At 71.6% G+C, this 14,032-nt stretch carries 14 protein-coding genes; 6 read left to right on the top strand and 8 right to left on the bottom strand.

Annotation, left to right across the window (positions count from 1 at the left end; translation table 11 throughout):
* Positions 1 to 35 precede the first annotated feature (35 nt).
* Positions 36 to 734: a TetR/AcrR family transcriptional regulator gene (locus ABD346_RS08970; protein WP_344373615.1), complete on the bottom strand. Its 699-nt coding sequence runs from the start codon at positions 732 to 734 to the stop codon at positions 36 to 38.
* 212 nt (positions 735 to 946) lie between these two features.
* Here ABD346_RS08970 and ABD346_RS08965 point away from each other — a divergent pair, with 212 nt between their 5' ends.
* A complete protein-coding gene (locus ABD346_RS08965) occupies positions 947 to 1,408 on the top strand; it encodes a nitroreductase family deazaflavin-dependent oxidoreductase (RefSeq protein WP_344373614.1) in 462 nt (153 codons plus the stop codon).
* Positions 1,409 to 1,488: 80 nt separating this feature from the next.
* Here ABD346_RS08965 and melA read toward each other — a convergent pair whose 3' ends face one another.
* The 4 genes from melA to ABD346_RS08945 are packed head-to-tail and all read right to left on the bottom strand — an operon-like array spanning position 1,489 to position 6,091.
* Positions 1,489 to 2,799, bottom strand: coding sequence for an alpha-glucosidase/alpha-galactosidase (melA, locus tag ABD346_RS08960; protein WP_344373613.1), 1,311 nt, complete (start codon positions 2,797 to 2,799; stop codon positions 1,489 to 1,491).
* Positions 2,800 to 2,836: 37 nt separating this feature from the next.
* The gene (locus tag ABD346_RS08955; RefSeq protein ID WP_344374440.1) at positions 2,837 to 3,709 is read right to left on the bottom strand and encodes a carbohydrate ABC transporter permease; all 873 of its coding nucleotides are present in this window, start codon (positions 3,707 to 3,709) and stop codon (positions 2,837 to 2,839) included.
* Positions 3,710 to 3,720: 11 nt separating this feature from the next.
* Entirely contained in the window at positions 3,721 to 4,716 is a 996-nt protein-coding gene (locus ABD346_RS08950; RefSeq protein ID WP_344373611.1) for a carbohydrate ABC transporter permease, read from the bottom strand.
* Between the two features lie 31 nt (positions 4,717 to 4,747).
* Positions 4,748 to 6,091, bottom strand: a complete 1,344-nt coding sequence (locus ABD346_RS08945) for an ABC transporter substrate-binding protein (protein ID WP_344373610.1) — start codon at positions 6,089 to 6,091, stop codon at positions 4,748 to 4,750.
* A gap of 369 nt (positions 6,092 to 6,460) precedes the next feature.
* Here ABD346_RS08945 and ABD346_RS08940 point away from each other — a divergent pair, with 369 nt between their 5' ends.
* Positions 6,461 to 7,183, top strand: a complete 723-nt coding sequence (locus ABD346_RS08940) for a TNT domain-containing protein (protein ID WP_344374439.1) — start codon at positions 6,461 to 6,463, stop codon at positions 7,181 to 7,183.
* 40 nt (positions 7,184 to 7,223) lie between these two features.
* Here the strand turns inward: ABD346_RS08940 and ABD346_RS08935 are convergent, their stop codons facing one another.
* Positions 7,224 to 8,489: a geranylgeranyl reductase family protein gene (locus tag ABD346_RS08935; protein WP_381228415.1), complete on the bottom strand. Its 1,266-nt coding sequence runs from the start codon at positions 8,487 to 8,489 to the stop codon at positions 7,224 to 7,226.
* Positions 8,490 to 8,666: 177 nt separating this feature from the next.
* Here ABD346_RS08935 and ABD346_RS08930 point away from each other — a divergent pair, with 177 nt between their 5' ends.
* Positions 8,667 to 10,031 (top strand): dipeptidase, encoded by a 1,365-nt coding sequence (locus ABD346_RS08930; protein ID WP_344373609.1) that lies wholly within the window; start codon positions 8,667 to 8,669, stop codon positions 10,029 to 10,031.
* An 89-nt stretch (positions 10,032 to 10,120) separates the two neighbouring features.
* Positions 10,121 to 10,831, top strand: a complete 711-nt coding sequence (locus ABD346_RS08925) for an MBL fold metallo-hydrolase (RefSeq protein ID WP_344373607.1) — start codon at positions 10,121 to 10,123, stop codon at positions 10,829 to 10,831.
* Here the strand turns inward: ABD346_RS08925 and ABD346_RS08920 are convergent.
* Positions 10,790 to 11,830 (bottom strand): NUDIX hydrolase, encoded by a 1,041-nt coding sequence (locus ABD346_RS08920; protein ID WP_344373606.1) that lies wholly within the window; start codon positions 11,828 to 11,830, stop codon positions 10,790 to 10,792. The genes ABD346_RS08925 and ABD346_RS08920 overlap by 42 nt on opposite strands.
* 241 nt (positions 11,831 to 12,071) lie before the next feature.
* On the opposite strand from ABD346_RS08920, the gene ABD346_RS08915 reads away from it, so the two are divergent.
* Positions 12,072 to 12,248: a hypothetical protein gene (locus ABD346_RS08915; RefSeq protein WP_189960472.1), complete on the top strand. Its 177-nt coding sequence runs from the start codon at positions 12,072 to 12,074 to the stop codon at positions 12,246 to 12,248.
* Between the two features lie 125 nt (positions 12,249 to 12,373).
* Positions 12,374 to 13,090 (top strand): 2OG-Fe(II) oxygenase, encoded by a 717-nt coding sequence (locus ABD346_RS08910; RefSeq protein WP_344373605.1) that lies wholly within the window; start codon positions 12,374 to 12,376, stop codon positions 13,088 to 13,090.
* Positions 13,091 to 13,104: 14 nt separating this feature from the next.
* On the opposite strand, the gene ABD346_RS08905 is transcribed toward ABD346_RS08910, so the two are convergent.
* The gene (locus ABD346_RS08905; RefSeq protein ID WP_344373604.1) at positions 13,105 to 14,028 is read right to left on the bottom strand and encodes a phosphatase domain-containing protein; all 924 of its coding nucleotides are present in this window, start codon (positions 14,026 to 14,028) and stop codon (positions 13,105 to 13,107) included.
* Positions 14,029 to 14,032 lie beyond the last annotated feature (4 nt).

Genomic DNA, 14,032 nt, shown 5'->3' with positions numbered 1-14,032 from the left:
GCAGGGAGTACCGGGCCCGGCTGGGGAGTGCCGGGTCAGGCGGGCAGCACCAGGCCCACCGAGCGGGCCAGCTGCTCGGCGGCGTGCGTGAAGAACGGATCGCGGTCCTCGACGACCCGCCGGAACTGGCCGAACACCTCGAACAGGATGAGGCCGAAGAGCTGCGCCCAGGCCGCGACCAGGGCGACGGCCACCGCCGGAGGCAGGTCGGGGGCGAGCTCGGCGGCCATCCGCTCGGCCTCGGCACGCAGGGGCACGGCGAGCGGCGGCGGGGCGATGCCCTTGCCGTGGTGGGCGTCGCGGGCGATGGAGACGAGGACGAGCCCGACCCGGGCAGCGGGGCCGACGGTCTCCTGGGGGGCTGTGTAGCCGGGGACGGACGACCCGTAGATCAGGGTGAACTCGTGGGGGTGGGCCAGCGCCCAGGCGCGCACCGCGCGGCAGACGGCGGTCCAGCGGGCGGCGGGCGACGCGGCCTTGCGCTGCTTGGCGAGGGCCTGCTCGGCGGCTTCGCCCACGGCGTCGTAGGCGTCGATGATGAGGGCGGTCAGCAGGTCGTCGCGGCTGGGGAAGTAGCGGTAGAGGGCCGAGGAGACCATGCCGAGCTCGCGGGCGACGGCACGGAGCGAGAGCTTGGTCGCGCCTTCCGTGGCCAGCTGCTTTCTGGCCTCGTCCTTGATGGCCGCGGTGACTTCGATACGTGCCCGTGCACGGGCTCCCTGGACGGTGCTCATGGCCCCAGTCTGCCAGTCCCGAGAGCAGTGGCCAAGAACGCGACTGCCGCACCGAAATCGGATCGCCGCACATTTATGAGAGCACTGTTCTTGCTTCGGAGCGCCGCTTCGGTGCACACTGCTCACGAACGAGAGCACCGCTCTCGCAGACGGCTCGCCCACTCGCCCACTCGCCCACTCACCCGCCCACTCACCCCCAGGGGAGACACACCATGTCCGCATCCGCATCCGCACACGTCAAGAAGCCCGGCTGGTTCACGGTCAACGTCGTCAACCGGTCCGTCGCCTGGCTGACCCGGCGCGGGCTCAGCATCTGGGGCTCCCGGGTTCTCGCTGTCCGCGGCCGCAAGAGCGGTGAGTGGCGGCGCACCCCGGTCAACCTGATGACCTTCGAGGGCGGGCACTACCTGGTGGCCCCGCGCGGGCACGTCCAGTGGACGCACAACATGCGGGCGGCCGGCGGCGGCGAGCTGCACCTCGGCAAGAAGGCCGAGGCGTTCACCGCGGTCGAGGTCTCCGACGACGACAAGCCCGCCCTCCTGCGCGCCTACCTCAAGCGCTGGAAGGCCGAGGTGGGCGTCTTCTTCAACGGCGTCGGCCCCGAATCCAGCGACGAGGAACTCCGCCGGATAGCCCCCGACCACCCCGTCTTCCGCATCACGATGACCCAGTGACCCGACCGTCCACGCAGTCCCTCGTACCGTCGCCCGGCGCGCCTTCCCCCGGCCACTCAGGCCCCCCGCACCTTCGGGGCTCAATGCCCCAGCGAAGCCCTCAACTCCGGTTGCAGCAAAGGCTCATGGGCCCGTACGAGGTCGTCGCACAGGTCCCAGATCCGCTCGACGGGCAGCGTCGCCGCGGTCGCCGGATCGCTCATCGCGGCGTGCCGGATGTGGCGCGGCTCGCCGAGCAGGGCGGCCCGCACCACCAGGTCGGTCACCGAGACGTAGCCGCGGTTGAGCGCCGCGCACTGCGGCGGCAGGGCGCCGATCCTGGTGGGCTGCACCCCCAGCGCGTCGACCAGGCAGGGGACTTCGACGACCGAGTCGGCGGGCAGGTTGTCGATCAGGCCGTGGTTGGGAACGTTGCCGTAGACGGTGCGCGGGGTGCCGGTGACGATGCTGTGGATGATCTGCGGTGCGTACTCCATGGTCCCCTCCACCGGCAGGGGCCGCCCCGAGGCCAGTGCGTCGCGGGTGCGGGCGTAAGTGGCGAGGTTCTCCTCGACGATGTCGAGGTAGACGCCGACCGGCAGGCGCAGCCGGTCGATCTCCGCGTCGTGGTGCAGATACCAGGGCACGTACTCCGAGGAGTGCTCGCTGGTCTCGGTCGGGTAGTGGCCGAGTCTGCGGTACATGTCGACGCGTACCCGGCGAAGCAGTTCGGGGTCCTTGGCGATGGCCTCGTCGAGCAGCGGATACAGATCCTGGCCTGCGCGTTCGAAACGCAGCACCCAGGACTGGTGGTTGACCCCGGCGGCGAGGTAGGTGACCTCCTCGAAGGGCGTGCCGATCAGTTCGGACAGGTCGCGCATCGTCCAGTACACCGAATGGCACAGGCCCACGGCCCGCAGCGCGGGGGCCACCCGGTGCAGATAGAGCAGGTTCATCGCCATCGGGTTGGTGTAGTTCAACAGGTGGGCGCCCGGGCAGAGTTCGGCCATGTCGGCGGCGAGCGAGCGCAGCAGCGGGAACGTGCGCAGGGCGCGGAAGATGCCGCCGATGCCGAGGGTGTCGCCGATGGTCTGGCGCAGCCCGTAGCGCGCCGGGATCTCGAAGTCGGTACGGGTGGCCCGGTTCATGCCGATCTGGACGGTGTTGATGACGAAGTCGGCGCCGTCGAGCGCCGCCCGCCGCTCCAGGTGGGCGCTGACCAGCGGCGCCGCGCCGCGCTCGGCCGCGATGTGGTGGGCCGCCGCCTCGCTGGTGGCGAGGCGTTCGGGGTCGATGTCGTGGAGCACGATGCGGGCGCGGGCGAACTCGGGGAAGGCGAACAGGTCGGCCAGCAGCCCCTGGGTGAACTCCACGCTGCCCGCGCCGATGAAGGCGATCTTGGTCTCGGTCATGCCGTGCTCCTTCCGGTCCCGGCCGTGCCGTGCTGCCTCACCCCTTCAGCCCGCTCGACGTCAGCGACTGGATGAAGGTCTTCTGTGCGAAAAGGAACGCGAGGAGGACCGGAAGGACCGTGATGACGTTGCCCGCCATGACCGCGGACCACTTGGTGTGGTGCTGGCCCTGGAAGGTGGTGAGGCCCAGTTGCAGGGTGTAGTGCGCGTCGTGGTTGATGGCGATGAGCGGCCAGGAGAGGTCGTTCCAGGTGGCGAGGAAGGTGAGCACGGCGACCGTGGCCAGCGCCGGGCGGGCCAGCGGCGCCACGATCGAGACGAGCACCCGCAGTCGCGAACACCCGTCGATCCAGGCCGCCTCCTCCAGTTCCCTCGGCAGGGACAGGAAGAACTGCCGGAAGAGGAACACCGCGAACGGTGTGACCAGGGACGGCACGATCAGCGCGCCGAGCGTGTCGATGAGCCCGAGCCACTTCATCACCAGGAACGTCGGGATCATGGTCAGCTGGAACGGCACGGCCATCGTCGCGAGCATCAGCCCGAGCAGAAGGCGCGACCCGGCGAACCGCATCCGCGCGAAGGCGTAGCCGCCGAGCGCCCCGAGCACGAGGTTCGAGGTGACGGCCACCAGCGCGACGATGCACGAGTTGAGGAACCAGCGCGGGAACATCGCGTTGCCGAGGACGTAGCGGTACCCGCCGAGGTGGATACCGTGCGGCCACAGCGCCGGCGGGAACCGGTTGATCTCGGCGTCGCTCATCACGGAGCTGAGGATCAGCCACACCAGCGGCAGCGCGAAGCCGATCGAGAGCGGCGCGAGGAGCAGATGCCAGGGGCTGAACGGCAGGCGGCGGCGCCGTGCGGTGCGGTCGGCGGACGCGCTGACGGAGGCGGCCGCCCCCTGGGTCATCGTGGGCGCGGTCATCGGCCCGCTCCTTCCGGTCGGACAACGCCCGCTCCTGGTACCGGAGTTGATCCCGTACGTTCCCGGTGGCGCCGGTACAGGCGCAGCACGACGGCCGCCGCCACCAGGCCGACCGCCAGGACGTAGGCCGCGGCGGCGCCGTATCCGGCGGTGAAGTTCTGGAAGGCCTGCTCCCAGACGAAGTAGACGATGACGGTGGTGGCGCCGAGGGGGCCGCCCTTGGTGGTGACGTACACGAGGTCGAAGACCTGGAGGGCGATGATGAACTGCCACAGGACCAGGAACACCGTGACCGGGGTGAGCGAGGGCAGGGTGACATGGCGCAGCACCTGCGCCCGGTTCGCCCCGTCGAGGCGCGCCGATTCGACGAGTTCGGCGGGCACGTCCTGGAGGGCGGCGAGGTAGACGATGACGCAGAAGCCGATGCCGCTCCACAGCGAGATGAGCAGCAGGACGTAGAGAGCCTGTCCGGGGTCGGAGAGGAAGCCCTGCGAGGAGACGCCGATGTGGTGCAGAAGGGCGTTGGCCACGCCGAACTCGGGGTCGAAGATGAACGAGAACAGCACGCCCTGGGCGGTGGCCGAGACCACGAACGGGACGAACACCAGCGTGCGGTACAGCCCGACGAGCCGGATGCGCCGGTTCAGCGCGAGGGCGAGCGCGAGCCCGCCGGCCAGGCTGAGCGGTACGTAGACGCCCGCGTAGATCAGGGTGTTCTTCACGGCGGTGCGGAACGCCGGGTCCTTGCTGAGGGCGTGGTAGTTGTCGAGCCCGACCCAGCGGCCCGGCGTGACCAGGTCGTCCGCGCGGAAGGAGAGCAGCAGCGACCACAGCAGCGGTACGACGCCGAGCCCGAGGATCACCAGGACGGCCGGGCTGATGAACGCCCAGGCGGTGGCGGTCTCGCCGCGCGCCCGGCGGCGCCTGGCGGTGCGGGCGGCCGGGGTCGGGTCGAGCGTGAGCGGGCGGGGAGTCGGCCCAGTACTTCTCATCTCGGAGACCCTTCTGGTCACGGAGTCGGCTTCAGCGCGGGATCAGCAGGGCGGCGTCGGCCTTCTCGACGCACTGGCGCATGGCCTTGTCCGGGGAGGAACGCCCCAGCAGGATCGCGACGACGGCCTCGCCGAACGCCTGCGAGATCTGCGGATACGCCGGGTGCACGGGCCGTACCCGCGCCGACTCCAGGGCCTTGGTGAACACCGGGATCCCCACGGTCTTCGCGGAGTGGTCGGCCCACGCGGGCAGGCGTGCGCTCTCCGCGGTGAGCGGCAGGCTTCCCGCTCCCATGTCCCACTTGACGTCCTGCTCGGGCGCGATGAGCCATCGGACGAATTCGACGGCGGCCTTCGAGCGTGCGGAGCCGTTGTCGAAGACGGTCCAGGTGTCGGGGCCCGAGATGGTGACGGGCTTCCCGCTGAAGGAGGGCAGCGGCACCACCGTGTAGTCGACCTTGGCGGTGATGATGTCCGCCAGCGTCCAGGGGCCGCCCATCACCATGCCCATGCGCCCCGACAGGAAGACCTGGTACATCTGGGCGCTGCCCGGCTTGGGGTCTATGTAGACGCTCTTGCCCGACACGAGTGAGGCGATGGTCTCCAGGGCGCGGCGGCCCTGGTCGGCGAAGCCGATGGTCTTGCCGCCCGGCCCGATGATCTCCCCGCCGAGGTCCCACACCATCGGCCAGAGCCGCCAGGTGGTGTCCTCGTCGCCGACACCGGGCCAGCCGGTGCCGAAGACGCCCTTGGAGGCGTCGGTGAGTTTGTGGGCGGTGTCGATGAACTCGTCCCATTTCCAGCCGGGTTGGGGCAGCGGAAGCCCCGCCCGCCGGAACAGGGTCTTGTTGCAGACGACCGCCATGGAGTCGACGAGGGAGGGCGCGGCGCGGACCTTGCCGTTGACGGTCACCGCGTCCCGCAGCGAGGGCCAGTAGTCGGTCCAGGGCACGGGCCCGCTGCGCATGGCCGTGGTGAGGTCGACGACGCGGGGGCTGCGGGCGATGCTCGCGATGTCCGAGCCGAAGACGTAGGCGATGTCCGGGTACGAGCCCGAGGCAAGGGCGGCGGTCACCTTCTGGAGCATCACGTCCGAGGTCGCCCCGCCGCCCGTATCGACATGGATCTTGGGATGGGTGCGGTTGAACTCGGCCACCAGGGCCTCGATCGCCTTCTTCGACGTGTCGACCTGGCCGTGCCAGAGCTCGACCGTCACGGTGCCGTCGGGCGCGACGCCCTCGGCGGAGCCGCAGGCCGCGAGGGCCGGTGCGGCGACGGCAGCCACGGCGCAGCCCGCTCCGGCCCGCAGCAGTGCGCGGCGGTCCGGCGCTCTGTGGGACGAAGGGGCGGTGGAGTGATCCGGGCCGGCGGGCATGATCCGCTCCATCCCTCGCGGGTACGTCCCCGCCTCGGACCCGGGGTCGGATCCTGGCGACTCGGGCCGGTCCCGGGCCCCCGGTCGGGGGACCTTGTCGGCTGGGCGCACCTCTCGCGGTGCCGGACCAAGCCGCGGTCCGGGCCACTGGCTGGATGAAAGCGCCTTCTGCGGCCGGGCGTCAAGAGCCCGGAGCCGTGTCGTTGGGGTGCTCCGCCGGATGGTGGTGCCGGGGCCGTGCGCAACGGTCCCGATCCGGCCCCCGACCGGCCGTTATTCGGCCGAACTTGCGACCGAGGACCCACAAGTCACTTTCTTCCCAGTAGATGTGATGACTCATCATCTCTGAGGAGGATCTCGGTGAAACCCCTGCGCAGACTGCGCGTTCTCGTCGGGACGGCGTTCGCGGCCCTCGCCGCCACCGCGCTGATAGGCACCGGCACCGCGCAGGCGGCCACGGACGGCGGTGCGGCGCCGGCCGCCCTGTCCGCCCAGCGTCCGGCCGCGTGCTCCGGCACGTACCAGGGCGACGAGCGGCTCGGCCCGCAGTACCTGCCCCGGCCCTGGAACGGGCCGGTGGGGCCGCTGGTCCTCGGCTACCACCGCACCGGGCACCTCACTCCGCCGACCTTCCTCGCCACGTTCTGGGACACCACCGCCGGGTCCTGGAAGTACCCGCCCAATGACGGGTTCGCGAACCGCGCCGACGGCACCCCGGACAAGCACGCCGTCGCGCTGCGCGTCGGCGAGGACCTGGACCGGTTCGGCTCCGAGTACGGCTCGTTCCTCGCCCCGGCGGGCGCCCGCTACAGCGAGCGGGCGCTGCCCCCGCAGAGCCTGATCACCCGTGAGGCCGCCTACCCGTGCGCCTATCACGCGTACGAGGTCGTGAAGTCGTTCACCGTGTGGCAGGGCCGGATCGCGCCCTGGTTCGACCAGCCCGGCGGCGGGCGGCAGATCAAGCTGGACCCGGCGTTGCTCGACCCCGGCCAGGGCCAGTCCCTCAACGTCAAGTGGCTGCTCGACCACGGCTATCTGAAGGCCGATACCAACCCGGCGGCCGCGGCGAGCGCGCTCGCGGGCATCGGCTGAGGCCGACCGGGCCGGGGCGCACGGCCCCGGCCCGGGCCGGTCAGCGGTCGACGGCGTCCAGGGCCCGCCGGGCCATCGGATGCGTACGCACCAGACCGGCCAGGGTGGTGGCGCCGCGGGTGATGTCGGCGAAGGCCTTCCACGCGGGCCGGAATCCGGTGATCGCGGCGTGCAGCAGCAGCGGGCGCTTCTCGAACAGGGCGAGCATCCGGCGGCCCACACCCATCTCGACACCGAGCCCGGCCTTGATGGCGAACGCGTAGTTCAGCGCCTGACGGCGGGCGTCGACCGCGTCCTGCGACTCGGCGATGCGCACCGCCCACTCTCCGGCGAGGCGGCCCGAGCGCAGCGCGAAGGAGATGCCCTCCCGCGTCCACGGCTCGAGGAGGCCCGCCGCGTCGCCGCAGACCAGGACGCGGCCTCGGGAGAGCGGCGAGTCGTCGCTGCGGCAGCGCGTCAAGTGGCCGGAGGAGACGGCCGGTTCGAAGCCCGCGAGGCCGAGCCGGGCGATGAAGTCCTCCAGGTAGCGCTTGGTGGCGGCGCCTTCGCCGCGCGTCGAGATCACGCCGACCGTCAGGGTGTCGCCCTTGGGGAAGACCCAGCCGTAACTGCCGGGCATCGGCCCCCAGTCGATGAGCACCCGCCCCGCCCAGTCCTCGGCGACGCTCGGCGGCACCGGGATCTCGGCTTCGAGGCCGAGGTCGACCTGCTCGGTCTTCACACCGACGTGTGCCCCTATGCGGCTGGCGCTGCCGTCGGCGCCGACGACCGCCCGGGCCAGCACGGTCTCCCCGTCGGAGAGGACCACGGCGACGGTGCGCCGGTCGGGCACGGCGGAGCCGTGCTGCTCGACCTTGGAGACGGTGACGCCGGTACGGATCACGGCGCCCTCCTTCTCGGCGATCGCGACCAGGCCCGCGTCGAACTCCGGCCGGTTGATCAGGCCGAACAGCATCTTCTTGGAGCGGCGGGTGCGCGTCAGCCTCCCGTTGAGGGAGAACGTGACCGCGTGCACCCGGTCCTGCAGCGGCAGCTCGAAGCCGGGCGGCAGGGCGTCGCGCGAGGGCCCGATGATGCCGCCCCCGCACGTCTTGTAGCGGGGCAGTTCGGCCTTCTCCAGGAGCAGCACCTTGCGCCCCGCGGACGCCGCCGCGTACGCGGCCGAGGCTCCGGCGGGGCCCGCGCCGACCACGACGACATCCCAGACGGGCCCGGCCCCCGGTCCGGTCACCGCTTCGGCGGCGGGCTCGCCCTGGTGCTCTTCCAGCGGTCCGTCCGTCCCGGCGTCTGCGTTCTCGCTGCTCACGATGTGCCTTTGCTCCCCGTCCGATCAGTGGCCCCTGTTGACGACCGCATCCTACGGGGCAGTAGCCCCGCCCTCCTGTCCTGGCCCGTTGTGGGAGGATCGGCCATACCTTCGCCGTACACACACGTGCACCTGCGTATCTGTACATACAACGTCGCACCCACGAGGAGCGTGCCCATGACCGCCCATCCGATCGCCGAGACCGTCGCGTCGCTGATGCCCCGCGCCAAGACGGAGCTCACGGAGCTGGTCGCGTTCCAATCGGTGGCGGACGAGGCGGTGGCGCCGAGGAGCGAGTGCGAGGCCGCGGCGAACTGGGTGGCCGACGCGCTGCGCACCGAGGGCTTCCAGGACGTCGCCCTGCTCGACACCCCGGACGGTTCGCAGTCGGTGTACGGGCTGCTGCCGGGCCCGGTGGGCGCGCCGACGGTGCTGCTCTACGCGCACTACGACGTGCAGCCCAAGCTGGACGAGTCCGCGTGGGTGACGCCGCCGTTCGAGCTGACCGAGCGCGACGGCCGCTGGTATGGGCGCGGCGCCGCGGACTGCAAGGGCGGGTTCATCATGCACCTGCTCGCGCTGCGCGCCCTGAAGGCGAACGGCGGTGTCCCGGTCTCCGTCAAGGTGATCGTGGAGGGCTCGGAGGAGCAGGGCACCGGCGGTCTCGAGCAGTACGCCGAGGCGCACCCCGAGCTGCTCACCGCCGACGCGATCGTCATCGGCGACACCGGCAACTTCCGCGTCGGCCTGCCCACGGTGACGGCGACGCTGCGCGGCATGACGATGATCCGCGTCCAGATCGACACACTTGAGGGCAATCTGCACTCGGGCCAGTTCGGCGGCGCCGCACCGGACGCGCTGGCCGCGCTCATCCGCGTACTGGACTCCCTGCGGGACGAGAACGGCCAGACGGTGATCGAGGGCCTGGCCGCGGACTCCGCGTGGGACGGGCTGCAGTACCCGGAGGCGGAGTTCCGCCAGGACGCCAAGGTCCTCGACGGGGTGTCGCTGCCCGGCACCGGCACCGTCGCCGACCGCATCTGGGCCCGCCCGGCCGTCACGGTCATCGGCATCGACTGCCACCCGGTGGCCGGCGCGACGCCGTCCATCCCGGCGAGTGCCCGCGCGCAGATCAGCCTGCGGGTGCCGCCCGGCCAGGACGCGGCCGAGGCGACCAAGCTCCTCTACGCGCACATCGAGAAGCACGTCCCGTGGAACGCCCGGGTCAGCCTGGAGCAGGTCGGCCAGGGCCAGCCGTTCCGCGCGGACATCAACAGCCCGGCCTACACCTCGATGGCCGAGGCGATGGCGGTGGCCTACCCGGGCGAGGAGATGCAGTCCTCGGGCATGGGCGGCTCGATCCCGCTGTGCAACACCCTGGCGGCGCTGTACCCGCAGGCCGAGATCCTGCTGATCGGCCTCAGCGAGCCGGAGGCGCAGATCCACGCGGTGAACGAGAGCGTGTCGCCGAAGGAGCTGGAGCGGCTGTCGGTCGCGGAGGCGCACTTCCTGGTCAACTACGCGCAGTCCAAGCGGAGTTGAGCCTTCTCCCGTGAGGTTCAGCGCTCGGCGGACATCGCCCGGAGCGTAAATCCATGCGGCGAGCGGCGGCACCGCCGTACGTTCGCCGCATGGATCTTGTAGAAGTCCACCCCCGGCTGCACATGTTCCGCTTTCCCATCGGCCAGGCGTATCTGTGGCGCGACGACGACGGGCTCACGCTCATCGACGCGGGTGACGTGAACGCGGCGGTGCCCGTCGAGGAGGCGATCCGCGGACTCGGGCTCGACCCGGCCGACATCCGCCGCATCGTGATCACGCACTGCCACCGCGACCACTTCGGCGCGGCCGGGGAGCTCGCCGAGCGGTACGGCGCCGAAGTGATCGCGCACCGCCTCGACGCCCCGGTGGTCCGGGGCGAGCTGCCCACTCCGGAGCCGGTGCTCCTGGACTGGGAACGTCCGCTGTACGAGCACGCGCTGACGGTTCCGCAGGCACCGCCGACCCGGGTGGACCGCGAGGTGGGCGACGGGGACGCGCTGGGCTTCGGCGACGGCGCGGTCGTCGTCCACTCCCCCGGCCACACCGACGGCTCGATGTCGGTCCATCTGCCATACCACGGCGTGCTGTTCACGGGCGACAGTGTGGCCGGGGTGGGTCAGGTGATGGTGGGCGTCTTCAACACCGACCGGGAGCGGGCGCTCGCCTCGTTCCGCCGTCTTGCCGAACTCGCCGCGGACACCGTCTGTTTCGGGCACGGCGACCCGCTGACCGAGAACGCGGCGGCGGTCATGAAGGCCTCAGCCGACCGGAACTCCGGCCTCCAGGTTGAGCACGGTTGACCGCTCCCTCGCCCGCAGCGCCCAGCGCAGCCGCTCGAAGCGGGCGGGCGGCAGCAGCTGCGCGGCCTCCTGCTCGCTGACGAAGCGCCAGCCGCGCAGTTCGGCGCCGGGCAGCAGCACCTGCCCGGCCCGCGCACTGTCGAGCCGGCCGCCGTCGAAGAGCATCCGCAGGCCGCCGAACCCGGGGGGCCTGGGCGGTTCCCAGTCGACCACCAACAGCCTCGGTACGCGGTCGAGCCGGACGCCGAGCTCCTCCTCGACCTCGCGGACGCCGGCTCTGGCCGGGGCCTCACCGCGCTCGACGACACCGCCGGGGAACTCCCAGCCGGGCTTGTAGGTGGGGTCGACCAGGAGCACCCGGTCCTGGTCGTCGAAGAGCAGCACCCCGGCGGCGAGCGTCTCGGCGGTGGGCTCGGGGGTCTGCACGATCTCGCATGCGCGGGCCGCTCCGGAGCGGACCGCGTCGGATATTCGCTCGGCGCTCTCGCGCGGGGTGAGCGCGCTGTTGTCGACGGTGTACGCGTCGGCGGCTATCCAGCCGAGCGCGCGCCGGAACGGCTCGATGTGCTCGTACGCCCATTTGCGGACGCGCTGCTCGTCGGCCTCGGGGTCGTCGGGGAACTCCACCCGGGCCGCGATACGCGCCCGCAGGATCGTTTCCTCCTGAGTGAGGACCACATGGCGTACGGGGATGCGGCGGGCCGCGAGCCCGCCGAAGATCTCGTCCCGGTACTCCTGCCTCAGCAGGGTCATCGGCACCACGAGCACACCGCCGACCTCGGCGTGCAGCGCGGCCGCGCCGTCCACCACCAGACGCCGCCAGATCGGCAGGTCCTGGTAGTCGGTCACCTGGTCAAGCATCTTCTGCGGCAGCAGATGCCGCAGTGCCCCGCCGATCACCTCGGGGTCGTAGAACGTGCTGTTCGGGATCAGGTCGATCAGCTCGCGCGCGGTGCTGGTCTTGCCCGCGCCGAACGCACCGTTGACCCAGACGATCACGGTTCCCCCTCTTCGGTAGCCCCCAGTGGACTGCCCGCAACACCCTGCCACGGAAACCCGCGCCCCGGCTGTGGCCGTCCTTGATCGCGTACCCAACTGTGGCCGGGCCGTTGCCTGCGGGACGCGACCTCCGGGCCCTCGGCGGCGTCTTGATGTACGAGCACCGGCCACGGGGGGCCGTAACGCCGACGGCGGAGACGTCGTTGTGCGGGTGCCGGAAGAGATGACAAGGGGCGACGAAATGCGTCGTACGGTACTGGAACGTTTTCCCGCTGGCGGGCCGTACGGCCACTGGCCGGCCGAGGAGTTCGCACGCGACCGCAGGAACGAAGGGCTCGCGGCCGAGGTCGTGATGGACCTGGAGAGCGACGCCTTCCTGGTCGTCGTCACCCGCCCCGTGCCGGAGCCCGTCGGCTGACGCCACCGCGCCCGCGCTCAGCGCGACGTCCGGATTCCGCCGGTCGGCGCGGGCGGACGGCGTGACCCTCGATGTGTTGCACCGTCCGGGCACGAACCCTGTGCCCCGCACATCGGAGGGTCCCCATGTCCAGCACCCGCACGGCCGACCGCGTGAGCGCGGGCGACTGGCCGAAGATCGTCGAGGAGCTCGACACGTACGGCTGCGCGCCGACCCACCGGCTCCTCACCGCGGCCCAGTGCCGGTCACTGGCCGCCGCGTACGACCGGGCCGACCGGTTCCGGGCGACGGTCGACATGGCGCGCTACCGCTTCGGATCAGGCCAGTACCGCTACTTCGCCGAGCCGCTGCCGGATGCGGTGCGTGAACTGCGCGCGGCCTTCTACCCCCTCCTTCTGCCCATCGCCCGCGACTGGGCGGAGCGTCTGGGCCGGCCCGCACCGTGGCCGGACACCCTGGAGGAGTGGCTGGCCCGGTGCCGCGAGGCCGGGCAGGCCACATGCGCGCAGATCCTGCTGCGGTACGGGCCCGGCGACTGGAACGCCCTGCACCGCGACGTGTTCGGCGAGGCGGTCTTCCCGCTCCAGGTCGTCGTCGGCCTGGACGCGCCCGGCACCGACTACACGGGAGGCGAGTTCCTCCTGGTGGAACAGCGGCCGCGGGCCCAGTCGCGGGGCACCTCGACCCTCATTCCGCAGGGCCACGGGCTGGTGTTCACCACCCGGGACCGGCCGGTGGCCTCCCGGCGCGGCTGGTCGGCGGCGCCCGTGCGGCACGGCGTCAGCACCGTACGCACCGGCCACCGCCGCACCCTCGGCCTCGTCTTCCACGACGCGGCCTGAAGGCGCGAACTCCCTCAGAAGTCGCCGTAGTTGACCTGCCAGGTGGGCAGTCCCATGCGGCGCCAGATCGCGACGACCCGGTCGCGGTCGTCGAGGCTCACCCGGACGTTGAACCGGTGGCGGACATGCGCGTCGAAGAGCTCGGCCTTCACCAGGTCGTCGCGTCGCCCGTCGCCGGCCGGCCGCATCCACAGCTCGTCGTACGGCACGTCGTGCGCGGCGAGCCACGCCTCGGTCTGCGGCCGGAACTCCTCGCCGCGGCCCGAGAGCAGCACGACCCTGTCCCCGTGCGCCTGCCGGAAGCCGGTCAGCGCGTCGCGGACGGACCCGTTGAGGCCGTCCTGCTCGCAGCGCGAGAAGTCGTACGGGTTGCGGTTGAGGTTGATGGCGAGCGTGCCGTCGATGTCGCACATCACCGCGCTGGGCAGGCTCTCGTCCGGGGTGTAGGGCTCGACCTCGGCGAGGACGACGGTGTCGTTCATCCAGGCGTCGGTGAGCCGCCATCCGTTGCGTACGGCCTTGGCGTGCTTGTCGGCGAGCAGGCGGATGATGTCCTCGCCGACCGGGTTGGCGCGGGCCGCGTCGCGGCGCAGGCACTCCTCGACGGGCACGTCCGTGAAGTCGTGCACGACGAACCGGGCCCGGCCCGCGACGGCGGCCTTGAGGCGCTTGGGGATGTTCGGGGTCAGATGTGTGTTGTCGACCACGACGTCGAATCCGGCGGCGATCGTCTCGCGCACGGCGGCGTCCTGGACCGCGAGGACGCTCTGCTCGGCGGTGTACGACCGCTCCCGCCCTTCGGCCGCGTTGTCGAACATGCCGCGCAGGTCGTCGAGGTTGACGCGGCGGCACTGGCCGTCGGAGTCCGCCACGAGCTTGCGGGCGGCGGTGGTCTTGCCGGAGGCGGGCAGTCCGGTCATGACGTGCACGGTGGGCATGGAA

Origin of the sequence: Streptomyces mauvecolor (genome assembly GCF_039532965.1) — a bacterium.
Classification (GTDB): domain Bacteria; phylum Actinomycetota; class Actinomycetes; order Streptomycetales; family Streptomycetaceae; genus Streptomyces; species Streptomyces violascens.
This window is presented reverse-complemented; position numbering and strand designations above follow the sequence as displayed.

Excerpts from the sequence above, each read along its gene's own strand:
- ABD346_RS08970 (WP_344373615.1), bottom strand. The coding sequence starts at position 734 with ATGAGCACCGTCCAGGGAGCCCGTGCACGGGCACGTATCGAAGTCACC.
- ABD346_RS08965 (WP_344373614.1), top strand. The coding sequence starts at position 947 with ATGTCCGCATCCGCATCCGCACACGTCAAGAAGCCCGGCTGGTTCACG.
- melA (WP_344373613.1), bottom strand. The coding sequence starts at position 2,799 with ATGACCGAGACCAAGATCGCCTTCATCGGCGCGGGCAGCGTGGAGTTC.
- ABD346_RS08955 (WP_344374440.1), bottom strand. The coding sequence starts at position 3,709 with ATGACCCAGGGGGCGGCCGCCTCCGTCAGCGCGTCCGCCGACCGCACC.
- ABD346_RS08950 (WP_344373611.1), bottom strand. The coding sequence starts at position 4,716 with ATGAGAAGTACTGGGCCGACTCCCCGCCCGCTCACGCTCGACCCGACC.
- ABD346_RS08945 (WP_344373610.1), bottom strand. The coding sequence starts at position 6,091 with ATGCCCGCCGGCCCGGATCACTCCACCGCCCCTTCGTCCCACAGAGCG.
- ABD346_RS08930 (WP_344373609.1), top strand. The coding sequence starts at position 8,667 with ATGACCGCCCATCCGATCGCCGAGACCGTCGCGTCGCTGATGCCCCGC.
- ABD346_RS08925 (WP_344373607.1), top strand. The coding sequence starts at position 10,121 with ATGGATCTTGTAGAAGTCCACCCCCGGCTGCACATGTTCCGCTTTCCC.
- ABD346_RS08915 (WP_189960472.1), top strand. The coding sequence starts at position 12,072 with ATGCGTCGTACGGTACTGGAACGTTTTCCCGCTGGCGGGCCGTACGGC.
- ABD346_RS08910 (WP_344373605.1), top strand. The coding sequence starts at position 12,374 with ATGTCCAGCACCCGCACGGCCGACCGCGTGAGCGCGGGCGACTGGCCG.
- ABD346_RS08905 (WP_344373604.1), bottom strand. The coding sequence starts at position 14,028 with ATGCCCACCGTGCACGTCATGACCGGACTGCCCGCCTCCGGCAAGACC.